The following is a 21,339-nucleotide window of genomic DNA, read 5'->3' as shown; positions in this document are numbered from 1 at the left end:
AATCAACTATCAAGTTCTCTTGAATAGTTTAGAAGTTCAATTTATATTGACTTTTAAATGTTTTACTAATTCAGAAACTTAAAATTTTCAACTAAAGCTCTATGGAGTTTTAAGAAAATTTAAGCGCACAAACTACTGTTCTTTATAGAATAAGATAGAAAGTGATAGAAGTAATATTAATTATTGAAAACCTTAAATTAATTACGGTTTTTTTAAGGAAAAAAACGGAGTACCTATTCGAAAGAAAAAGGGCTCCGTTTTGCATTTAAGGCAATTTGTTGGATTTTTCTAATGTAAATTGCTTATTTTTATTACTATAATGACCACAAAAAAAATAAAACCTAATTCACAAAAAAAATTATTTGTACTAGATACATCTGTTTTATTATACGATCATATAGCTATTCATCAATTTAAAGAACATGATGTGGCTATACCGGTTCAGGTATTAGAAGAATTAGATAATTTAAAAAATGGTAATGAAAATAGAAATTTTGAAGCTCGAGCATTTATTAAACTAATAGATAGAATCTCGAAAGATAAATTAATAAATGATTGGATTCCTTTCCCAAATGGTGAACCAGGAAGGTTTAAAATTGTGGTTCATGAAAAAGTAGGTAAAATTGATGCTGAAACAATATTAGGATCTGAAAAAATTGATCATAAAATATTAAATACAGCACTTTACCTTCAGCAAGAAGCTAATTACAGTAAGGTAACCTTAGTATCTAAAGACACATGTTTAAGGATAAAAGCAAAAGCATTAGGTTTATTAGCGGAAGATTATGAAACAGGTAAGATTAAAAATGCTGAAGATTTATATACCGGAATAACCTCTTTAAAGGATGTAGATGCAGAATTTATTAATGAGATTAAGCTAGAAAAAATAGTTCCCAATGCGCCAATAAATTGGCCTCAACAAAATCATTTTTATTTCATTAAGAAAAATAGAAGTACTACTCCAGTATTTTATAATCTAAAGAAGAATGAAACGGAGCTGGTAGAAAAAAATAAGATATTTAATATTTCTCCAAGAAATTTAGAGCAGCAGGCAGCTATGCATGCGCTATTAAATCCAGCTATTAAATTGGTTACTTTACAAGGAAATGCAGGAACTGGAAAAACTTTACTGGCTTTGGCCTGTGCTTTGGAACAACGTAAAAATTTTAGACAGATTTATGTAACGCGACCAATTGTACCACTAAGTAATCAGGATATAGGTTACCTTCCGGGTGATGTAAAATCTAAAATTGATCCCTATATGTCGCCCATTTGGGATAATTTAAAATTTATAAAAGAGCAATTCTCAAAAGACTCAGACATGAGTTTGAAGATTGACAGTTGGGTAAGTCAGGAAAAAATAACCATCACCCCCTTAGCATTTATTAGAGGAAGAACTTTAGGTAAAATTTTCTTTATTGTTGATGAAGCTCAAAATTTAACCCCGCACGAAATTAAAACCATAATTTCTAGAGCAGGAGAGGACACTAAAATTGTTTTTACAGGCGATATTTATCAAATAGATACCCCGTATTTAGATGCAGAAAGTAATGGACTATCTTACTTAATAGAAAATGCTAAATCTCATCCGCTTTATGCGCATATAACTTTACATAAAGGTGAGCGAAGTGAATTGGCCAACTTAGCAAATGAATTATTGTAAAATTAATTCTGCTTTAAAACCAATCTATTTAAGCTCTTAATACAGAAAAATAACCCGATAAAAGTTAGTACAGCGGCTAAAATAAATGGCGCACCTGGAAAATAGATAGGATTGTTTTTATCTATATAATGTGCAAAAATATGCGACATTACCCAAGGACCAATTATTGATCCAATACTCATTAAACCGGTTAATAAACCTTGCATTTCACCCTGACTATTATTAGGTACTGAATTAGAAATAATACCTTGAATGGCTGGACCTGCGATACCCGCTAAACCATAAGGAATCATGAAGGCATACATCATCCATCCTTCTGTAGCGAAAGCAAACAATGTAAATCCGATTATATAAAACATTAAACCAACATAAACAGATAGTTTTTGTCCGAGTTTTGGAATAATAATTCTAATTAATCCTCCCTGTACTATAGAAACAACAATACCAACAAAACCAAGCGAATAACCTATATCGGCTTCGGTCCATTTAAATTTTTCTAAGGTGTAAAATGCCCAATTAGATTGTACTGCATGACCAGAAATATAGAGTAAAAATAAGGCAATTAATAAGCCTAATATGCCTCTATAATGAGAAATATTTAAAAATGAACCAATTGGATTTGCTCTTTTCCATTCGAATGGACGTCTGTTTTCTACAGCTAATGATTCTGGCAAAATAAAATAGCCATATAACCAATTCACCAATGATAAACCTGCGGCAATTAAAAAGGGAACTTCAGTACCGTATTGACTAAACACACCACCAATTATGGGTCCAATTATAAAACCCACTCCAAAAGCAGCACCAACCATTCCAAAATTTTGAGCACGTTTTTCAGGACAACTAACGTCGGCAATATATGCTTGTGCAGTTGTAAAACTTGCTCCAGCAATACCAGCAATAATACGTCCTACAAATAACCATACAATCGAAGGAGCAAAGGCTAGAAACAGATAATCGATTCCTAAACCAAATAATGAGAATAATAAAACTGGTCGGCGACCATATTTATCGCTTAAACCTCCTAAAATTGGCGCACAAATAAACTGAACAACTGCATAAGAAAGCGTTAGCCAACCTGCGTAAATTGCCGCATTTGCTGTAGAGCCTCCTGTAAATGATTCAATAAGACTTGGTAAAACTGGAATAATTATTCCAAAACCTGTAAAATCTATTAATAAAGTAACAAGAATAAAGCCTACGGCAGATTTTTTATTTTTCATATAATGGCTTTATTATTTTTAAAAAATTAATAGAGTGGGGGCGAATTTAAAATTTATACGCAAATTATACAATTAAAAATTATTCATCATTTATTTAAATAGCCCGAAAGAGATTTAACGAATATTTCTGAACATGTAAATCTGAAAACTAAACTTCCGGCACTATCTATATAAGTAATTAATTTATGATCGAATAAATTTTCAATTAATAAGTGTCCGTTCTTGTAGTTTGAAGGATTTAAATCAAAAGTATCTAATTTAATTTCATAAAATTCCATTTGAAGTTGAACTGTATTGTAATCAGTTTCGTTCCATTCTGCTGGAATATCTATAGGTAATTCTGATAAATCGAATTTTAAGAGAATTGAAAAAACTGGTCCAGTTATAAAATTAAATTCATGAATAAAAATTCCTTTTAATGATGGGATTATTTCTTTGTAAATACTACTTACCGCGATATTATTATTTACTAATGTTAACCACATAATACATTAATTTTTAAGGTTTAAATTATAAATAATTCTTAAAAAATTCAAGTTAGAACTGGTTAAAGGAATAAAATATATTTGTTATATAATTAATATTATGTTAAGTTGTGTTTTTTGTAAGTTCGATGAAACTAATAATCATCCTATTATATTGCATTATTGAAATATAGATTATAACTCTACCAATCTCCTTTTTAATTCGGAAACTGTATTCCATCTTTTATAAAAAGTATTGATCTCAATTAATAGATTAATAACATTTTTATCATTAGGCTTTAGATTATAAGCCCGAGTAATATTATCCTCAGCTTCAATTAGAATTTTGTTATCATTCTTTAACTTAAATTCATCAATTTTTAATAATCCTAATTGATAATAAGCATCGAAATAATAATTATTCTGACGAATTGCTTTTAAATAAGCAGCTGTAGCCTCTTTAAAATTTCCTCTTTGGTGATGCACATAACCATCTAAATATTGTAATCTATCTATATATGGATTAAAATCTAGCGCAATTTTTAAAGCTTCAGTCGCTTTAGCATAACGTTTATTGTTTAATAAGACATTAATATATTGATTGTTAAGAGTTAGATTTCCTGGATTAAGTTTTAATCCTTGTTCTAAAATATGAACTGAAGAATCAATTTCTAGTCTAGCTTCATACCACTGACCTAAAAATTGATAAACCGAAATATTACGCGCATGATTATCGGCAGCGCGCTTCATTAAATTATAAGCATCCGTATTTCGTTGCAGAAATATAGCAGAAACTGCACCGTTTATAGCAAATAAAGTATCTGTAGGTTTATCAGCACTTAAATCTTTAAATAAGGTTAAAGAATTTTCATAATTTTTTTCCTTAAATGCGGCATTGGCCAGCTTAATTTTCTTTTGCTGAATATTGAATTTCGTTGCTTCAATATATTTGGTATTCATTTCTTCCTTATCGTATTTAATAGCTGTATCTAAAGCTAATTCAGCTTTTTCTAATAATTGTTCACCTAAATCGCCTTCATCTAAATGAGCATAATAAGATTGAAGAAATGCTGATAACGCATAAGGTTCTGAATTGAGTGCTACTTTCCTATTCAATTTTGCGTTTTCAATTGATTTTAAACCTGCCTTAATTAGTTTTATTTGGTTGGCTGGAGATTCTTTTTTGAGTACACTTTTTTCTAACTCAGCAACGGTATTTCTTGCTGATTTAATATTAATATTTTGAGCATTTGTAGTAATACTCAAAATTAACAACAATAAGATTAGCCAACGTTTAACCATTTCAATAGTATTTCTGGTAAATTTAATCAAAAAAAAAGAGGGGACTACTCCCCTCTTCTAAAATTTTATATTTAGTACTGACTAATTTTTAATTTTCTTAGTGTACTCGTCTGCTTTTTCGTTATTTCCAAGAGCGAAATAAACATTTCTAATGATTCTAATTAATTCTTGATCATCAGGTGTAATTTTTTCTATAGCTAAATAAACAGGTAAAGCATTTTTAAGTGCTTCTTCCTTTTTCTTAACAGCTAAATCAGCCTCTTTAAATTTTTTTGCTTCTTCTAATTTTTTAACTTCCTCTTGAGCATCAAAAGCTAAATTGAAATAAGTATCTGCTTTAATTCTTTGATAATTAACATTAGTAGGGTTTTTAGCAATTAGCTTATCTAAAAGTGAGAAAGCTTTGTCTAAGTTACCCGATTTCATGTGTAAATCAGTCTCATTTGCGATAAAATATACTTCATCTGGATATTTAGCAGAAGCTTCTTGAATGATGTTCATACCTGCTACAGAATCCTTTAATTCATTTACATAAATTAAATAAATCTCTTGGTAATACACCTTTGCATCTGGCGAACCCATGCTGATTGATTTTTTATAATTCTCAATCGCTAATGGGAATTCTCCAGCTTTACTTGCTGCTAAAGCAATATTGCCGTACATTAAAGTATCTTGTGGATTAGCTACAGCTAATTCTTGGAAAATCTTTAAAGCATCTTTAAAATTACCACGATTGAAACTCAATATTCCTGAATTTCTTAGATAAGCATCTAAATTTTCTTTAGAGATATCAATATTTTCTTGATCACCTTTTGTTGGTTTTAATGCAGTTGCTTTGCTAATTGCTTCTTCTGCAATTGTTCTATGCTTTTTAGCATTATCTAAATTATTGGTATCAACAACAGCAATAGAAGATGCAAATAATGCTCTATATGCCCAAGTTTCTGCCAATTCTTTAGTTTTATCATTTGCAATTGCATTATCAGTGTTTTTTAAACCACCATTTAATAATTCCAATTGTTTATCAGTAGGTTGTGTCATTACAATTTGATACATTCCCCACTTCTTTTTAGCTTCTGCAACTTCAGCTTTTTGAGCAAATACGCCAGTAGCTGAACACAATAATGCTATACTCCAAATTACTTTCTTCATTTTAATTTAATTTTCTGTTGCCTAATATAGTTATTATTCACTTTCTGCAACCTCTGTTGAATCTAAATTTTCTGTTTCATTAGTTACTTCTTCCTCTTCTTCATGCTCAATTTTAGTAATTGAAGCAATTTCATCATCACCTTTAAGGGTAATTAACCTTACGCCTTGAGTTGCTCTACCCATTACTCTAAGATCGGCCACTGGAATTCTGATTACAATACCAGATTTGTTGATAATCATTAAATCTTCACTATCAGTAACGTCTTTAATGCCAACTAATTCACCAGTTTTTTCGGTAACATTTATGGTTTTAACACCTTTACCACCTCTATTAGTAACGCGATAATCTTCTAAATCAGTACGTTTTCCGTATCCTTTTTCAGAAACCACTAAAATAGTTGATTCTTTATCGTCAATAGCAATCATACCAACTACTTCATCTTTATCATGAGCAAAAGTTACACCTCTAACCCCTGTTGCAGTTCTACCCATTGGTCTAACTTTCTCTTCGTTAAAGCGAATAGCGCGTCCAGATCTTAATGCAATAATAATCTCAGAAGATCCAGTTGTTAAGTTTGCTTCTAATAATTGATCGCCTTCATTAATATTAATTGCATTAATACCATTTGCTCTAGGTCTAGAGTAAGCCATCAACGAAGTTTTCTTAATGGTACCTTTCTTAGTACACATAATAATAAAGTTATTTTCTAGATACTCTTGATCTTTAAGATTTTTAACTTTAATATAGGCTTTGATTTTTTCTTCTTTAGGGATATTAATGATGTTCTGAATAGCCCTTCCTTTACTAGTTCTTGTTCCTTCTGGGATTTCATATACTCTTAACCAGAAACATCTACCTGCTTCGGTAAAGAACAACATATAATTATGGTTACTAGCCACCAATAAATGTTCAATAAAATCTTCTTCTCTAGAAGTACTTCCTTTAGCGCCTTTACCACCTCTTCCTTGAGCTCTATAATCAGTTGCAGGTGTACGTTTTACATAACCTTCATGAGATATGGTGATAACCACTTCCTCATCCTCAATAAAGTCTTCCATGCTCATATCTTCAGCAGAATGAACTATGGTAGTACGACGTTCGTCGCCATATTTATCGCTAATTTCTTTTAACTCATCCTTAATGATTTGCATTCTCATGCCTTCATCAGATAGAATTAATTTCAATCTTTCTATTAATGCCATTAACTCAGCATATTCATCTTTAATTTTATCCCTTTCCAGACCTGTTAACCTACGTAAGGTCATATCTAAAATTGCACGGGCTTGAATATCTGATAATCCGAATCGCTCCATTAATTCTGTTCTAGCATCTTCTGGAGTATTAGAAGCTCTAATTAATTTAATTACTTCATCTAAATGATCTAATGCAATTAATAACCCTTCTAAAATATGTGCACGTTTTTGTGCTTCATTTAATTCGAATTGTGTTCTTCTAACAATTACATCATGTCTGTGTTCAACAAAATATTTTATTAAATCCTTAAGGTTTAATAATTGCGGACGGCCTTTTACCAACGCAATATTGTTTACACTGAATGAAGTTTGTAATGCGGTATATTTATATAAATTGTTTAAAACGATGCTCGCATTTGCATCTCTTTTAATTTCATAAACAATTCTAATACCTTCTTTATTAGATTCGTCTTTTATATTAGAAATTCCTTCAATTTTTTTCTCACCAACTAATTCAGCAGTACGCTCAATCATTTGGGCTTTGTTTACTTGATAAGGAATTTCAGAAACAATAATTACTTCACGATCGCGAACGGTTTCTATTTCGGCTTTTGCACGCATTACGATTCTTCCGCGCCCAGTTTCAAAAGCTTCTTGAACACCAGAATAACCATAAATTATACCTCCAGTTGGGAAATCTGGTGCTTTTACCAATTTCATTAAATCCTGGATAGTAATTTCGTTATCGTCTATATATGCAATAGTTGCTTCAATTACCTCAGTTAAGTTGTGTGGCGCCATATTGGTTGCCATACCTACTGCAATACCTGATGCTCCATTCACTAATAAATTAGGGATTTTTGCTGGTAATACCGATGGTTCTTGTAAAGAGTCATCGAAGTTATTTTGGAAATCGACTGTATCTTTATTGATATCTGCCAACATTTCTTCAGCAATTTTCGCGAAACGTGCTTCCGTATAACGCATAGCTGCCGGACTATCGCCATCTATATGACCAAAGTTACCTTGACCATCTACCATTGGATAACGTAAACTCCAATCTTGAGCCATACGTACCATAGTAAAATATACGGATGAGTCGCCATGTGGGTGATACTTACCCAAAACCTCCCCCACAATACGGGCAGATTTTTTATGCGGTTTATTGCTGGTAACACCAAGGTCTAGCATACCATATAACACTCTTCTGTGTACTGGTTTTAAACCATCTCGTACATCAGGCAATGCCCTAGAAACAATAACAGACATTGAATAATCGATATAGGCAGACTTCATCTGCTCTTCTATATTGATTGGGATAATCTTATCGTTTTCCTGATTCTCTATATCTTCAGCCATAATTTTTTTATTCAGTCAATCTGCATTATTTTCAGATTGTTTTAACCATGCGAATTTAATAAATTATGACTAAATAAAGGCATTGTTGATAAATAGATTTATGTGGAAATTACTTTCTGTTTAGGGCAAAATAGGATTTTTCTTGAATGGAAGTTTTTCAAACCTCAATACTTCAATCCCATAGACTTTAAAGTCGTCTATTACTCTGCCATAAATTAAATAACAACCCATTCCCCGAAATGGATAATTTGGGGTAGAATTAGGGAAATGAATGGTGTCAAAAAAGTCGCCATTTACATCTAAAAAGGTTCCAAACCACATTTTTGTATTTGTTTTGGTGTAAACGGTTTTTTCGCAAACATAGTTACCAACCATTTTAACGGTTTTCCCGACATAATTTTTTAAGTCTTTTGCAAAAGCCATCCCCCGATATTTTGTTTGTAATAATTCAAATGGAGTTAGACTGTGTGAAAATCCTAATAGTTCTAATTCTTGATAAGCGTCTTCCAATAAAGTGGTTTCTAAATCTGGGAGCTGAAATTGTGGTACGGGTTCATTAAATAAAGTAGATGTATTGGAAGGTTTAGTTTTAGTGCCTAATAATAGGTGTACATTCCATAATAATTCTTTTTTACTTTGTTTGGTAAATCGTAAAGCCCCTATCCTAATCAGTAAAATACATTGTTCTAATGTGATCTCTGTTCTTTTTAAAAAATCTTCTAAGCTTGTAAAAACCCCATTCAATTTACGTTCATGCGGAATTAATTCCGCCCATTTAGTTTCTAAGCCGGCAATTCTTTCCCAGCCTAAATAAACTGTTTTTCCTGAAATACTCACTTTTGTGTCGCTATGATTAACACAGGGTAAGCGCACATTAGCCCCTGTTTTCTGTAATTCATGCACATACAACCAGCGCGAATAAAATCCGCCATAGTTGTTTATAACCGCAACCATGAATTCCATAGGGTAATAGGTTTTTAAATATAAAGATTGATAGCTCTCTACCGCAAAACTGGCAGAATGTGCTTTAGAAAAGCTATATCCGGCAAAACTTGAGACTTGTCGCCATACTTCTAATGTGGTTTCTAAATCTCTGTTTAGCTGTTTTGCACCTTCAAAAAATCGATCTTTTAATTTATCAAATTCAACTTTCGATCTATATTTTCCGCTCATCCCTCTTCGCAAGATATCTGCATCTGCATGGTCTAATCCAGCAAAATGATGGCAAATTTTGATTACATCTTCCTGATAAACCATAATCCCATAGGTTTCTTTGAGTTGTTCTTCAATTACAGGATGTAAGTATTTTATGTTTTTAGGGTTATGGTAATTTTGGATATAACTTTTCATCATCCCCGAACTGGCCACTCCTGGCCTAATTATAGAGCTTGCTGCTACTAGTGTAAGGTAGTTTTCACAATTTAGTTTGGCTAATAATTGGCGCATTGCGGGAGATTCTATGTAAAAACAACCGATGGCATCGGCCATTTTTAATCGCTCGTTTACCGTTTTATCGTTTTTAAAAGCAGCGAAATTATGTATATCAATGGTTATGCCTTTATTGAGGGATACCCAGTTTACTGCTTCCCGAATATGTCCAATACCACGTTGACTTAAAATATCAAATTTATCTAAGCCAATAGCTTCTGCTTCATACATATCCCATTGCACGGTTGGCATTCCTTTGGGAGGTAAATCTAATGCGGTATAATAAGTTATAGGTTCTTCGCTAATTAAAACACCTCCAGCATGTATAGAACGCTGATTTGGGAATCCATTTATATAAGTATATATGGCTTTTATTTTGTTTAATGCCGATTGATCTTGATGATCTAGGTTTAAAGTCGGGTCTGTATAACTTTCTATTTCTGAAGCAGGTAAACCCATTACTTTACCTATTTCTCTAATGATAGATCTATCCTTAAACGTACTCATGGTACCCAATAATGCAGTATGGTTTCTCCCATATCTTTTAAAGATATAGTCTTGTACATCTTCTCGCTCATCCCAACTATAATCTATGTCAAAATCAGGTGGCGAAGTACGTTTATGGTTCAGAAAACGTTCGAAATAAAGGTCTAATTCTATTGGATCTACATCGGTAATTTTTAAGCAGTATGCCACTATGCTATTGGCCCCAGAGCCTCTGCCTACATGATAATAACCCCTGCTCATAGAATATCTAATGATATCCCATGTAATTAAAAAATACGCGCAAAAATTTAGCTCGTCTATTACTTTTAGTTCTTTTAATAATCTTTCGTGTGCTACCTTGTTTTTCCGCCCATATCTATAAACTAGTCCGTTTAAAGCTAGTTTTTTTAAGAAAGCTACATCGTCTGATTTTGTCCCAGTAAAGGTTTTTTTGTTTTTATGTCCAAAATCGTACATACTGGTGGTACAATTTTGCAGGAGTTGATGTGTGTTTTCTATAATAAAAGGATATTGTGCAAACTGATTTTTAAGGGTTTCAATAGTTGTAAATACTTCTGTGGGTTTACAAGTTTTGTGGGGATCAATTTTGGTTAATAAAGTAGATTCCTCTATGGCTCGCAGGTATTGATGAACACGATGTGTTTTTTTATCACTTATTGTAATAGGGTGATAAATAACCAATTTATTCTTTAGAAATTGTAAATCTAATTTATGCAAAAAGTTTAGTTCTTCTTTTCGTATACCCACAAAAGCATGGTCTGGTAAGGTCGAAGGATAGTTTTTAAATGGGAATATCCAATATGCATTATTTAGTGATGGTGGTACAGCTGGGAATGGCTTTTTTTCTAAATTATGTAGCGTTAAGAAATCATTTAACTCCTTCATCCCTTCTTTATTTTTGGCAATTCCGAGATATAAAAAATTATAATCATCTCTAAAGTCAATTCCAATTAAAGGATTAAGATGTTGTTCATTGGGCAGTGTTCTATTTCGCTCTCTACAAGCCCTGATAAATTCCATGCAGCCGGTAGAATTATTAATATCTGTGAGTACTAACGATTGTACGCCATGCGCCAAAGCCAAATCTATAATTTGAGCTATGCTTAGGGTACCATATCTAAGACTATATTGAGAATGAACACTTAAAAACATTAATATTTCTTTTTTGGAGGTATGGTGGTGGCCAATTGTACCGCAGAAATACCATATTTATTCCTCACCTTGTCCATGTATTGATAGAGGTTGTATTTACGCTCTGCTGTACCATAGAGTTCTATTTGTTCGTGTCCGCCCACTAGGTGCGATAATTTTACGCCTACTAATCGGAGTAGCATTCTTCGGTTATACACTTTATCGAATAATTCTTTTGCTTTAGCAATGAGTGTTGTATCTAAGGATGTGTAGGGAATTTTTGCTTGTTGCGTTACTGTTTCGAAATTAGAATATCTAATGGTAACGGTAATACAAGCGGTTAGCTTTTGTTTTTGCCTCAATTCATAAGCAATATTGGTAACCATTCCGGTGATAATTTCTTTAATATGATGCACATCCATGGTATCTATATCAAAAGTTTGTTGGGTGCCGATAGATTTCTGCTCCCGATACGGAACAACTGGTGTTAAATCTACGCCATTCGCTTTTTGCCATAAGCTGAATCCGTTTTTACCCAATACTTTTACTATTAAATCTGCCGGAATCTGACTTAATGTAAATATTTTCCGAACGCCCATTTCACTTAATTTTAAGTAAGTGGCATCCCCTAATCCTGGAATCTTTTTTATAGAAAGTGGATTTAAAAAATCTTGTACTTCATGAGATTTAACATATAATTCGCCATTTGGCTTGCATTCATTGGTTGCAATTTTAGATACAGTTTTGTTGATGGATAAACCAAACGAAACAGGTAATCCTATTTGATGGAGTATAGATTGTCGCAATTCATGCGCAAATTTCATGGACCCAAAAAACCGATCCATACCCGTCATATCTATATAATGCTCGTCTATACTTGCCTTTTCTAAAACAGGAACGCGCTCTTTTAATAATTCGGTAATTTGTTGCGAGTAATTCGTGTAATCTGCCATATCTCCTTTAATAAAAATGGCGTGTGGACATAACTGCTTGGCCATTCTACTAGGCATAGCCGAATAAACCCCATATTTTCGAGCTTCATAACTGCAAGATGCTACTACTCCTCTATCTGATAAACCACCTATTATAATTGGTTTACCCGCAAGTGAACTATTTTTTTTAATTTCTACGGAAACAAAAAAAGCATCCTGATCTATATGTATTATTTGCTTTGAATCTGTTTTCATACTAAAATTATTAGCAAATATAATACTAATATTTTTAGTAAAAAATAAAGTTTATAATTTTAATAAAGTTTTGAAAATGAAGCATTAAGCATTTAATGCACAATAAATTAGCATAAAAACCATATATTTTTACGGGGGTTTGACTTCCAAATAAGTAGAACTACACAATTATCTGTATTTTTGTACCCTTATTATGAGTAAACACGGAAGAATATTAGTAGCCATGAGTGGTGGTGTAGATAGTTCGGTAGCTGCAGTGATGTTGCATGAGCAAGGTTATGAAGTAATTGGACTAACGATGAAGACTTGGGATTATGCTACTTCAGGCTCTAGCAGCAAGGAAACAGGGTGTTGTAGTCTCGACAGTATAAACGACGCAAGAACATTAGCCGTAAACTACGGATTTCCACATTATATATTAGACATAAGGGATGAATTTGGCGATTTTGTTATAGACAATTTCGTAGATGAATATTTAGCAGGAAGAACCCCCAACCCTTGCGTTTTATGCAACACCCATATAAAATGGGAAGCATTATTAAAACGTGCCAATAAATTAGATTGCGAATTTATTGCAACAGGACATTATGCCAATATTAGATTACAAGATAGTGGTAGATATGTAATTTCTAAAGGTAAGGACGAAAACAAAGATCAATCCTATGTATTATGGGGTGTAACGCAAGAAAATTTATCGAGAACTAAATTCCCATTGGGTGGATTTTCAAAATCAGAAATACGTCAAATGGCTTTAGATATGGGCCAAGAAGAGTTGGCTAAAAAATCTGAAAGTTATGAGATTTGTTTTGTGCCTGATAACGATTATAGATCTTTTTTAAGACATAAGGTAGAAGGTCTGGATGAAAAGGTTGCAGGTGGTAATTTTATCACCAGCGACGGAATGGTAGTTGGCCAACATAAAGGCTATCCATTTTATACTATCGGACAAAGAAAAGGTTTAGGGGTAGCTTTTGGTGAGCCTATGTTTGTCACTAAAATTATGCCCGAAAGCAATACCGTAGTATTAGGTAAAGCCGAAGAATTAGAACGTAAAGAAGCTTTTGTAAAGAATGTAAATTTAATTAAATACGCATCTATAAAAGAGCCTATGTCTGGCGTTGTAACTAAAATTAGATACAAAGATGCTGGTATGCAAAGTACAATTGTAGAAGAAGGGAACTTAATGAAGGTTGAGTTTGACCATCATGTTTCGGCAATTGCACCTGGACAATCGGCCGTATTCTACGAAGGAAATGATTTATTAGGAGGAGGATTTTTAATTTAACCGCCTCCTATCCAATTTGATCTGAAATTTCATAAAGGGCACCGTTTAATCGACGTTTGCCCTTATTTTTTTCAAAAAAATAATCAACCCTACCCAAGTTTATTCCGGCATAGCCTACTTGATTAATGGTTGTAATAGCACCCGATTTGTTTTTTACATCTTCTGGTTTTGGTAAAAAGGTATGTGTATGCCCACCAATAATTAAATCTATATGTTCGGTAGACGATGCTAAAACCTTATCAGACACTTGATTATAATTGTAAGAATACCCAAGATGAGATAAGCAAATAACTAAATCACATTTTTCTTCTTGCTTTAATAAAGTCGCGTAATAGTTGGCACTATCTATAGGATTAAGGTATTGAATTTCTCCATAATTTTTCTTTTCTACCAATCCTTCTAATTTAATTCCAACCCCAAATACACCTATTTTCAACCCTTGTTTCTTAAATATTTTGTAAGGCTTTGCTAAGTTCTGTAAAGCTGTATTCTTAAGATCATAGTTAGAAATTAAGAATTGAAATTGAGCAAATGGCATTTGTTTTACTAAACCTTCAATACCATTATCAAAATCATGGTTACCGAAAGTTGCTGCATCATATCCCATTTCAGACATCAGTTTAAACTCCAATTCGCCACCAAAAAGATTAAAATAAGGTGTTCCTTGGAAAATATCGCCGGCATCCAATAACAATACATTAGATTCTTGAGCTCTAATTTGCTTAATTAAAGCAGCTCTGCGAGCAAACCCTCCTAAACCTTGATACCTGCCACCATCCATAGGAAATGGTTCTATCCTACTGTGTACATCATTGGTATGAAGTATGGTTAATTTAGCTACGCCCGTATCTGCAAAAGACGATAAAGGTTGCAAGCCTACCGCTAATGCCGCACTTGCTATACTTCCTGATTTTATGAATTTTCTTCTATTCATCTTGTTTAATTCGTCCATCAAGCTTAAAATTTAAAGGCCTACCTGCTGCTGTTTCTTGTTGTACATATTTTTCTAGTGCTTCTCTAACTTTTAATCCAACAGGTTTCTGACTAATAATATTATTTAATCCCTTTACACCATCGCCACCTCCAACAATATAATCAGACGTTAAAACTTTATAGGTTTTATCTGCTTGTAAAGCCATTCCATTAATAGTTATAGAAGTAGGTTGTTTATCTTTATACCTAATTTGAATCCCAGAAACGGGATGAGCACCAGTATTTAATATGTACTTAACCATTTCTAAAACGTCATTTCCCTTAATTTCAATTACTACTAATTGATTTTCGAAAGGCATTAATTCAAATATATTTGAACGGGTAATATTCCCAACTGGTAAATCGGTACGCATTCCACCAAATGTAGAAGGAAGTGCAAAATCTATTTCAGGGACTAAAAGTTTAGCTTGTTGTAAACATGCATCGGCGAAAAAATTACCCAAATTAGTTTCTAATAAACCCGATCTTTTTGTTAATGCATTGGTAGAAACGGCAACTACAGTACTCATTTCTTTGTCCATCGTTAGTTTATAAGGGGTATAAATATTTACTATCCCACTATCAACCGGTATTTGAGCAGAAATTGAATATAAATTCCTATTGGATTTTATTGGATGATAGCCTGTAGAACAAGCATATAATAACGTTATTAATGATAACGAAATTAAACCGGTTAATAATTTATTACGCATTTCGACTTTTATAAAGTGAATTTCCCCTTTCTGCAAAATTAGGATTTAATGCCAACAGAACAATAAAAATATATAGAATAAGATGAATTTAGCACTTATTAATAAGTAAATTCATAAAAAAAGGATTATCGATTTGATAATCCTTTTAAAAATACAATTCGTTTAATTACAAGTTTTTTAGAAGCGTTTGACTCGTAGGTTTAACATCTGATCTAAACCTATGTACCAATTCTCCTTTTTCGTTTATTAAAAACTTTTCAAAATTCCACTTAATATCACCTGTAAAATCTGGGTTGCTTTGAGTGGTTAAAAATTTAAATAATGGTTGAATATCTGAACCTTTTACAGATACTTTTTCACTTAGAATAAAGCTAACACCGTAATTCTTTTTGCAGAATTCAGCGATTTCACTGTTAGAACCTAACTCCTGGTCGCCGAAATTACCAGCTGGAAATCCAATCACTACAACTTTCTTACCATATAACTTATGTAGCTTTTCTAAATCTTCGTATTGAGGGGTATAACCACATTTAGATGCAGTATTTACAATTAAAATCTTCTTTCCTTTAAATTGACTAAAGGAAATGGTTTTACCTTCAATAGTTTTAAAAGAATAGTTGTAAATGCTGTTTGGGGCAATTACTAAATTTAAGAGTATTAAAATAGTGTTTAACATAATAATAAATTTATATGATGTTTAACGAAGTTACTAATATTCTTATTATTAAAATCTGAATAAAATATTTGTACTCGTAAAATATTGATTTTAAGTTGATTATATCTTGATTTAACAACACTTTTAATTATTTATTTTGAGCGTAGTTTTGATTTTCGCTTTATTTATAGCTTAATTTGCACAAAATCGTATTTCATGGCTAAAAATTTATTAATCGTTGAGTCACCTGCAAAAGCTAAAACTATTGAAGGATATTTAGGAAAAGATTTCCTTGTTAAATCTAGTTTTGGGCACATTCGTGATCTGGTGAAAGGCGATATGGCTATTGATATAGAAAACGATTTTAAACAAACTTATGAAGTACCTGCAGATAAGAAAAATGTAGTTACTGAATTAAAGAAATTAGCGAAGAATGCCGAAACAGTATGGTTAGCATCCGATGAAGACCGTGAAGGGGAAGCAATTTCGTGGCATTTATTTGAAACACTCGGCCTTAAAAAAGACAATACAAAAAGAATTGTTTTTCATGAGATAACTAAACCAGCTATATTAAAAGCAATTGAAAATCCGAGAGGCATTGATTACGATTTAGTTAATGCTCAACAAGCTAGACGAGTTTTAGATCGATTAGTAGGTTTTGAGCTTTCGCCTGTATTGTGGAAGAAAATTAAACCCGCACTTTCTGCAGGAAGGGTTCAATCTGTTGCTGTTAGATTAATTGTTGATAGAGAAAGAGAAATTAATCAGTTTGAATCTAAAGCGGCTTTTAAAATTACCGCGATTTTTGATACAGGATCTTCTAAAAACATAGTAAAAGCAGAGCTCCCAGAGCGTTTTGAAGATGAAGAAAGTGCACATCAGTTTTTAAAAGACTGCAAATCTGCTTTATTTACAATCGGTAGTTTAGAGACTAAACCTACCAAAAGAAACCCTGCTCCTCCATTTACCACTTCTACTTTGCAACAAGAGGCCTCTAGAAAATTAGGTTTTTCGGTAGCAAGAACTATGCAGGTTGCTCAAAAGCTTTACGAAGCAGGTAAGATTACTTATATGAGAACAGATTCTGTTAATTTATCAGATTCTGCAATTGCTGCGGCGGCGGCTGAAATAAACTCGGCTTATGGCGAAAAGTATTATCAATATAGAAAATACAAAACCAAAACTGCGGGTGCTCAAGAAGCACACGAGGCAATCAGACCAACTTATTTTGAACAGCATAGGGTTACTGGTGATATTTCTGAGCAACGTTTATATGAGTTAATTTGGAAAAGAGCAATTGCTTCACAAATGAGCGAGGCTAATTTCGAAAAAACAGTTGTTAAAATTGATATTAGTACAAGAAAAGAACAATTAGTTGCAGAAGGTGAAGTTTTAAAGTTCGATGGATTTTTAAAGGTTTATCTGGAAAGTAATGATGAGGAAACTGACGAAGAAAAAGAAAATGGAAATATTCTACCTCCATTAGCAAAAGGTCAAAGTTTAAATCTAAATAATATGCAGGCCGTTGAAAAATTCTCAAGACCACCTGCAAGATTTACAGAAGCCAGTTTAGTAAAAAAATTAGAAGAACTAGGTATCGGTAGACCTTCTACTTACGCTCCTACTATTTCTACTGTTCAAAACAGAGGTTATGTAGTAAAAGAAGATAGAGAAGGAAAATCTAGAAGTTTTAGACAATTTGAATTAAAAAACGGCGAAATAAACCGACAAATAAAAACTGAAATTACAGGAGCAGAAAAAGCAAAACTCTTTCCTACAGATATAGGTGAAGTGGTTAACGATTTCTTAGTAGAACATTTTAAAAATATTGTTGATTTTAATTTTACAGCTAGTGTTGAAAAGGAATTTGATGAAATAGCACAAGGTTTAAAAAATTGGACTGATATGCTACATACATTTTATAAACCTTTCCATAAGGATGTAGAAAATACATTAGAAAATGCCGAACGTGCAACTGGTGAAAGATTATTAGGTATTGATCCGGCAAGCGGCAAGAATGTTTACACTAAGGTTGGCAGATTTGGCCCATTGGTTCAAATTGGAGAAAACGAAGACGAAGAAAAACCAAAATTTGCGAGTTTATTAAAGAACCAATCTGTTGGTACAATAACTTTAGAAGAAGCTTTAGATTTATTTAAACTTCCATTAGAATTAGGTCAATACGAAGATAAAGATGTTACCATTGGAATTGGAAGATTTGGTCCTTATGTAAAATGGGGTGATGCATTTATTTCAATTGGTAAATCTGAAGATCCATTTGCTATTGGTATGGATCGCGCGGTTGAAATCATTAAAGAAAAACAGACGGCAGATGCGCCAATAGCTGAATATAAAAATTTACCCGTAACTAAAGGAACAGGTAGATTTGGACCATTTATTAAATGGAATAATCTATTTATTAATGTTCCTAAGGCTTATAACTTTGATGCACTTTCTCAAAAAGATATAGAAGAATTAATTTCTAAAAAAATTGATAAAGAGGCTAATCGCTTTATTCAAGTTTGGGAGTCAGAAAAAATTGCTATCGAAAATGGCAGATGGGGACCATTTATAAGATTTGGAAAAGCAATGCTTAAATTAGGTAATAATCCATCTACTCAACAAAAATATACACCAGAAGAACTTGCAGAAATTGATTTAGAAACAGTTAAAAAAATTATTGTTTCTCAAGTTCCTGATGCATTTGAGACTAAAGCAAAAAAAACTACGGCTAAAAAAGTTGCCAAAAAGAAGTAATTAAGCGTGAAAAAGGATTTACCAGAAAATATAGTTGAAGATATAGCTATTGCGGTTGTGTTAGAAAGTGAAACGCCAGAAGTTAAAAATTGGACAGTTTACATTTTAAATCTTAAAAATCAACCCATCACTAATGTATTAATTTCTTCTAAAGGTTATGGTGAACACAATGGTAAAGAGGTTAAAACTTCTGTGTTAAGACATTTTGTTGGCGACCTAGCCATTCATTCATTTGCAGGCGTAGAAGCAATAGATCCTTCAGTTTTTGGTTTAACTAACGAATACTGGGTTAGCTATTATATTGATAAAGTTATTTACGATAAGAAATTTATCTTTCTTCCAGAAAGTATTGTAGATGGTAATTTGATAAAAATCCCCCTGATAAATAAACCAGGGGTTATGATCCGCTAATTTATTTATTAGTTTTCTTCTTTTGACAGTAAAACCCTACTTATTGTGCCTTGAACAATAAAAAATTGTGCCAGCATATAAGTGCTCATTACGTATAATCCTGAATTTTCTAAAGGCAGAACAAACTTATTGTAAGCTAATAAGGAATCTGATATTAAAAAGAAAAATGCACCAATAGTAATAAATAAAGCACTTGATTTATCAACCTTACCCCATCTACCTATTGAAAGCATTACCATTAAGCTTATTATAAAGCAATAGATTAAAACGGGTATTTGCATACTGCCTAAATAGGGTCGTAAATACAAAAAGAAAGCACCAGAAAAAATAGCCAATAATATCGAAGAAATTAAAAATACATTGGATGCTTTTTTGGTAGAGGATTGAATATCTAAATTAAAAGCGCTTATATAAAAAAGATGTCCGATTAAAAAACTTAACAAGCCTAACATAAAATATGAAGGATGATTAGCTGGCAACATTAAAAATACATCACCCAATAATCCAAATATTAATCCTATAAAAATGCGCTTTCTAAATTTACCATAAAGTTGGTTTAGCATCACTAAACTCAACATTAAAACTATAGTTATTAAAGGCTTTGTTATGAATCTAACCCATTCATTTTCGGTTAATAATGAAAATAATTGGGCTACAAATACAATAAAAAATAGGATGGTTAAATTTGTTTTGTTTAGCATTAATTCTTGTTTTTAAGTATGTAAATATACCATATCAAAAGTAAGACTACGCCAATGATACCATAAATTAGATAGGCTACTAAATTAAATATGGTAAAGAATATTAATAATCCTATTATTCTAATTGCTTCAAAATATTTAACCCAAATTTTTCCATCTAAAAATGCGCCGCAACTTACCAATGTAATAACCACATAAATTGCACCCATTACTAGTTGATAAGGTAATAGATTTGCGTTATAAAAAATTAGAAGTGAGCCTCCAATTAACCCAGTTAAAAATTGTACAATGATATAAATTGCAGTCTTATTAGAATAGTCTGGATTGTATTTAACATAAGTTTCTATGGATATTTCTGGAGCATATTGCCTCCCGCCTAACTCCGCTGGTTGCCAACCTGGAGGCATAATAAATAGCTTTACTTTATCCTTAAAACTAGATACTTTTTTTGCAGAAGCTAATAATTCGTTCCAATAATGGAGATTTGCCCAAATTGGATTCCAACTGGCCAAAGGTTTTGTGATACCATAAACTACCTCTTCTTCTTCTTTTTGAAAAGTGCCAAACATTTTATCCCAAATAATTAAAGTACCAGCATGATTTTTATCAATGTATTTAGGATTAGAGCCATGATGTACTCTATGATGTGAAGGGGTGTTTAATATATATTCTAAGAAACCTAGATGTTTAATTGCTTTGGTATGTATCCAGAATTGATACAATGTAACTAAAGAACTAATGGTTAAAAATAAAATAGGATTAAAACCTAGAAATGCCAACGGCAAATAAAAAACCCATGAAAACCAACCTTGTATCCACGACTGGCGTAAAGCAACTGTTAAATTGTATTCCTCAGATTGATGATGTACGATATGGGCTGCCCATAACGCATTTACTTGATGACTCATCCTATGAAACCAATAATAGAAAAAATCTACACCTATAAATAATAAAATAGCTACTATCCAGGTGGTTTCTATGGTGAAAAATCTCCAGTTGGTGTAAATATAAGTGTACCCAAAGAATAGACTAGCCTTCATAAATATGTCTAAAAGTTGCTGTCCGGTACCTTGACTAAGGTTACTTATGCTATCGTTTAATCTATAATAACCAAGCTTTTTATAAAAAGAATAGCTTAATTCTATAAGTATTAAAATAAAGAAAATAGGAATAGATAAGGCGATTAAATTAATATTCATTTTGGATATTTAAATCTTAAACGTTTGTAATCTAGG

16 protein-coding genes are annotated in these 21,339 nt (G+C 32.3%); 4 read left to right on the top strand and 12 right to left on the bottom strand.

Features of this window, described 5'->3' with window-relative positions:
• Positions 1-319: 319 nt before the first annotated feature.
• Positions 320-1,663 carry a PhoH family protein gene (locus VRU49_RS09245; RefSeq protein ID WP_330146495.1) on the top strand — a complete coding sequence of 448 codons (1,344 nt, stop codon included), beginning with the start codon at positions 320-322 and terminating at the stop codon, positions 1,661-1,663.
• Positions 1,664-1,665: 2 nt separating this feature from the next.
• On the opposite strand, the gene VRU49_RS09240 is transcribed toward VRU49_RS09245, so the two are convergent.
• The 7 genes from VRU49_RS09240 to dinB form a co-directional block, all read right to left on the bottom strand.
• Positions 1,666-2,886 (bottom strand): TCR/Tet family MFS transporter, encoded by a 1,221-nt coding sequence (locus VRU49_RS09240; RefSeq protein ID WP_330146494.1) that lies wholly within the window; start codon positions 2,884-2,886, stop codon positions 1,666-1,668.
• Between the two features lie 86 nt (positions 2,887-2,972).
• Positions 2,973-3,371, bottom strand: a complete 399-nt coding sequence (locus VRU49_RS09235) for an Imm50 family immunity protein (protein WP_330146493.1) — start codon at positions 3,369-3,371, stop codon at positions 2,973-2,975.
• A 174-nt stretch (positions 3,372-3,545) separates the two neighbouring features.
• Complete coding sequence (locus tag VRU49_RS09230) at positions 3,546-4,652, bottom strand: tetratricopeptide repeat protein (protein WP_330146492.1); 1,107 nt, start codon at positions 4,650-4,652, stop codon at positions 3,546-3,548.
• Between the two features lie 81 nt (positions 4,653-4,733).
• Positions 4,734-5,804, bottom strand: a complete 1,071-nt coding sequence (locus VRU49_RS09225) for a tetratricopeptide repeat protein (RefSeq protein WP_330146491.1) — start codon at positions 5,802-5,804, stop codon at positions 4,734-4,736.
• A 33-nt stretch (positions 5,805-5,837) separates the two neighbouring features.
• Positions 5,838-8,357 (bottom strand): DNA gyrase subunit A, encoded by a 2,520-nt coding sequence (gyrA, locus tag VRU49_RS09220; RefSeq protein WP_330146490.1) that lies wholly within the window; start codon positions 8,355-8,357, stop codon positions 5,838-5,840.
• A gap of 120 nt (positions 8,358-8,477) precedes the next feature.
• Positions 8,478-11,444: a DNA polymerase III subunit alpha gene (locus VRU49_RS09215; RefSeq protein ID WP_330146489.1), complete on the bottom strand. Its 2,967-nt coding sequence runs from the start codon at positions 11,442-11,444 to the stop codon at positions 8,478-8,480.
• Positions 11,444-12,610: a DNA polymerase IV gene (gene dinB, locus VRU49_RS09210; protein WP_330146488.1), complete on the bottom strand. Its 1,167-nt coding sequence runs from the start codon at positions 12,608-12,610 to the stop codon at positions 11,444-11,446. The genes VRU49_RS09215 and dinB overlap by 1 nt, the downstream gene beginning before the upstream one ends.
• A gap of 193 nt (positions 12,611-12,803) precedes the next feature.
• Here dinB and mnmA point away from each other — a divergent pair, with 193 nt between their 5' ends.
• Complete coding sequence (gene mnmA / locus VRU49_RS09205) at positions 12,804-13,895, top strand: tRNA 2-thiouridine(34) synthase MnmA (protein ID WP_330146487.1); 1,092 nt, start codon at positions 12,804-12,806, stop codon at positions 13,893-13,895.
• Positions 13,896-13,902: 7 nt separating this feature from the next.
• Here the strand turns inward: mnmA and VRU49_RS09200 are convergent, their stop codons facing one another.
• The 3 genes from VRU49_RS09200 to VRU49_RS09190 form a co-directional block, all read right to left on the bottom strand.
• Complete coding sequence (locus VRU49_RS09200; RefSeq protein WP_330146486.1) at positions 13,903-14,829, bottom strand: bifunctional metallophosphatase/5'-nucleotidase; 927 nt, start codon at positions 14,827-14,829, stop codon at positions 13,903-13,905.
• Positions 14,822-15,580 (bottom strand): 5'-nucleotidase, encoded by a 759-nt coding sequence (locus VRU49_RS09195; RefSeq protein ID WP_330146485.1) that lies wholly within the window; start codon positions 15,578-15,580, stop codon positions 14,822-14,824. The genes VRU49_RS09200 and VRU49_RS09195 overlap by 8 nt, the downstream gene beginning before the upstream one ends.
• Before the next feature lie 166 nt (positions 15,581-15,746).
• Positions 15,747-16,256, bottom strand: coding sequence for a glutathione peroxidase (locus VRU49_RS09190; protein WP_330146484.1), 510 nt, complete (start codon positions 16,254-16,256; stop codon positions 15,747-15,749).
• A 195-nt stretch (positions 16,257-16,451) separates the two neighbouring features.
• Between VRU49_RS09190 and topA the strand changes: the two genes are divergently transcribed.
• Positions 16,452-18,992 (top strand): type I DNA topoisomerase, encoded by a 2,541-nt coding sequence (topA, locus tag VRU49_RS09185; protein ID WP_330146483.1) that lies wholly within the window; start codon positions 16,452-16,454, stop codon positions 18,990-18,992.
• A gap of 6 nt (positions 18,993-18,998) precedes the next feature.
• Positions 18,999-19,403 (top strand): hypothetical protein, encoded by a 405-nt coding sequence (locus VRU49_RS09180; RefSeq protein ID WP_330146482.1) that lies wholly within the window; start codon positions 18,999-19,001, stop codon positions 19,401-19,403.
• A gap of 8 nt (positions 19,404-19,411) precedes the next feature.
• On the opposite strand, the gene VRU49_RS09175 is transcribed toward VRU49_RS09180, so the two are convergent.
• Entirely contained in the window at positions 19,412-20,104 is a 693-nt protein-coding gene (locus VRU49_RS09175; protein WP_330146481.1) for a lysoplasmalogenase, read from the bottom strand.
• Entirely contained in the window at positions 20,104-21,303 is a 1,200-nt protein-coding gene (locus VRU49_RS09170) for a sterol desaturase family protein (RefSeq protein WP_330146480.1), read from the bottom strand. Before VRU49_RS09170 ends, VRU49_RS09175 begins: the two co-directional genes overlap by 1 nt.
• Positions 21,304-21,339: the final 36 nt, after the last annotated feature.

The sequence above is a fragment of the Pedobacter flavus genome (assembly GCF_036324285.1).
GTDB lineage: Bacteria > Bacteroidota > Bacteroidia > Sphingobacteriales > Sphingobacteriaceae > Pedobacter > Pedobacter flavus.
This window is presented reverse-complemented; position numbering and strand designations above follow the sequence as displayed.

Excerpts from the sequence above, each read along its gene's own strand:
- VRU49_RS09245 (WP_330146495.1), top strand. The coding sequence starts at position 320 with ATGACCACAAAAAAAATAAAACCTAATTCACAAAAAAAATTATTTGTA.
- VRU49_RS09240 (WP_330146494.1), bottom strand. The coding sequence starts at position 2,886 with ATGAAAAATAAAAAATCTGCCGTAGGCTTTATTCTTGTTACTTTATTA.
- VRU49_RS09235 (WP_330146493.1), bottom strand. The coding sequence starts at position 3,371 with ATGTGGTTAACATTAGTAAATAATAATATCGCGGTAAGTAGTATTTAC.
- VRU49_RS09230 (WP_330146492.1), bottom strand. The coding sequence starts at position 4,652 with ATGGTTAAACGTTGGCTAATCTTATTGTTGTTAATTTTGAGTATTACT.
- VRU49_RS09225 (WP_330146491.1), bottom strand. The coding sequence starts at position 5,804 with ATGAAGAAAGTAATTTGGAGTATAGCATTATTGTGTTCAGCTACTGGC.
- gyrA (WP_330146490.1), bottom strand. The coding sequence starts at position 8,357 with ATGGCTGAAGATATAGAGAATCAGGAAAACGATAAGATTATCCCAATC.
- VRU49_RS09215 (WP_330146489.1), bottom strand. The coding sequence starts at position 11,444 with ATGTTTTTAAGTGTTCATTCTCAATATAGTCTTAGATATGGTACCCTA.
- dinB (WP_330146488.1), bottom strand. The coding sequence starts at position 12,610 with ATGAAAACAGATTCAAAGCAAATAATACATATAGATCAGGATGCTTTT.
- mnmA (WP_330146487.1), top strand. The coding sequence starts at position 12,804 with ATGAGTAAACACGGAAGAATATTAGTAGCCATGAGTGGTGGTGTAGAT.
- VRU49_RS09200 (WP_330146486.1), bottom strand. The coding sequence starts at position 14,829 with ATGAATAGAAGAAAATTCATAAAATCAGGAAGTATAGCAAGTGCGGCA.
- VRU49_RS09195 (WP_330146485.1), bottom strand. The coding sequence starts at position 15,580 with ATGCGTAATAAATTATTAACCGGTTTAATTTCGTTATCATTAATAACG.
- VRU49_RS09190 (WP_330146484.1), bottom strand. The coding sequence starts at position 16,256 with ATGTTAAACACTATTTTAATACTCTTAAATTTAGTAATTGCCCCAAAC.
- topA (WP_330146483.1), top strand. The coding sequence starts at position 16,452 with ATGGCTAAAAATTTATTAATCGTTGAGTCACCTGCAAAAGCTAAAACT.
- VRU49_RS09175 (WP_330146481.1), bottom strand. The coding sequence starts at position 20,104 with ATGCTAAACAAAACAAATTTAACCATCCTATTTTTTATTGTATTTGTA.
- VRU49_RS09170 (WP_330146480.1), bottom strand. The coding sequence starts at position 21,303 with ATGAATATTAATTTAATCGCCTTATCTATTCCTATTTTCTTTATTTTA.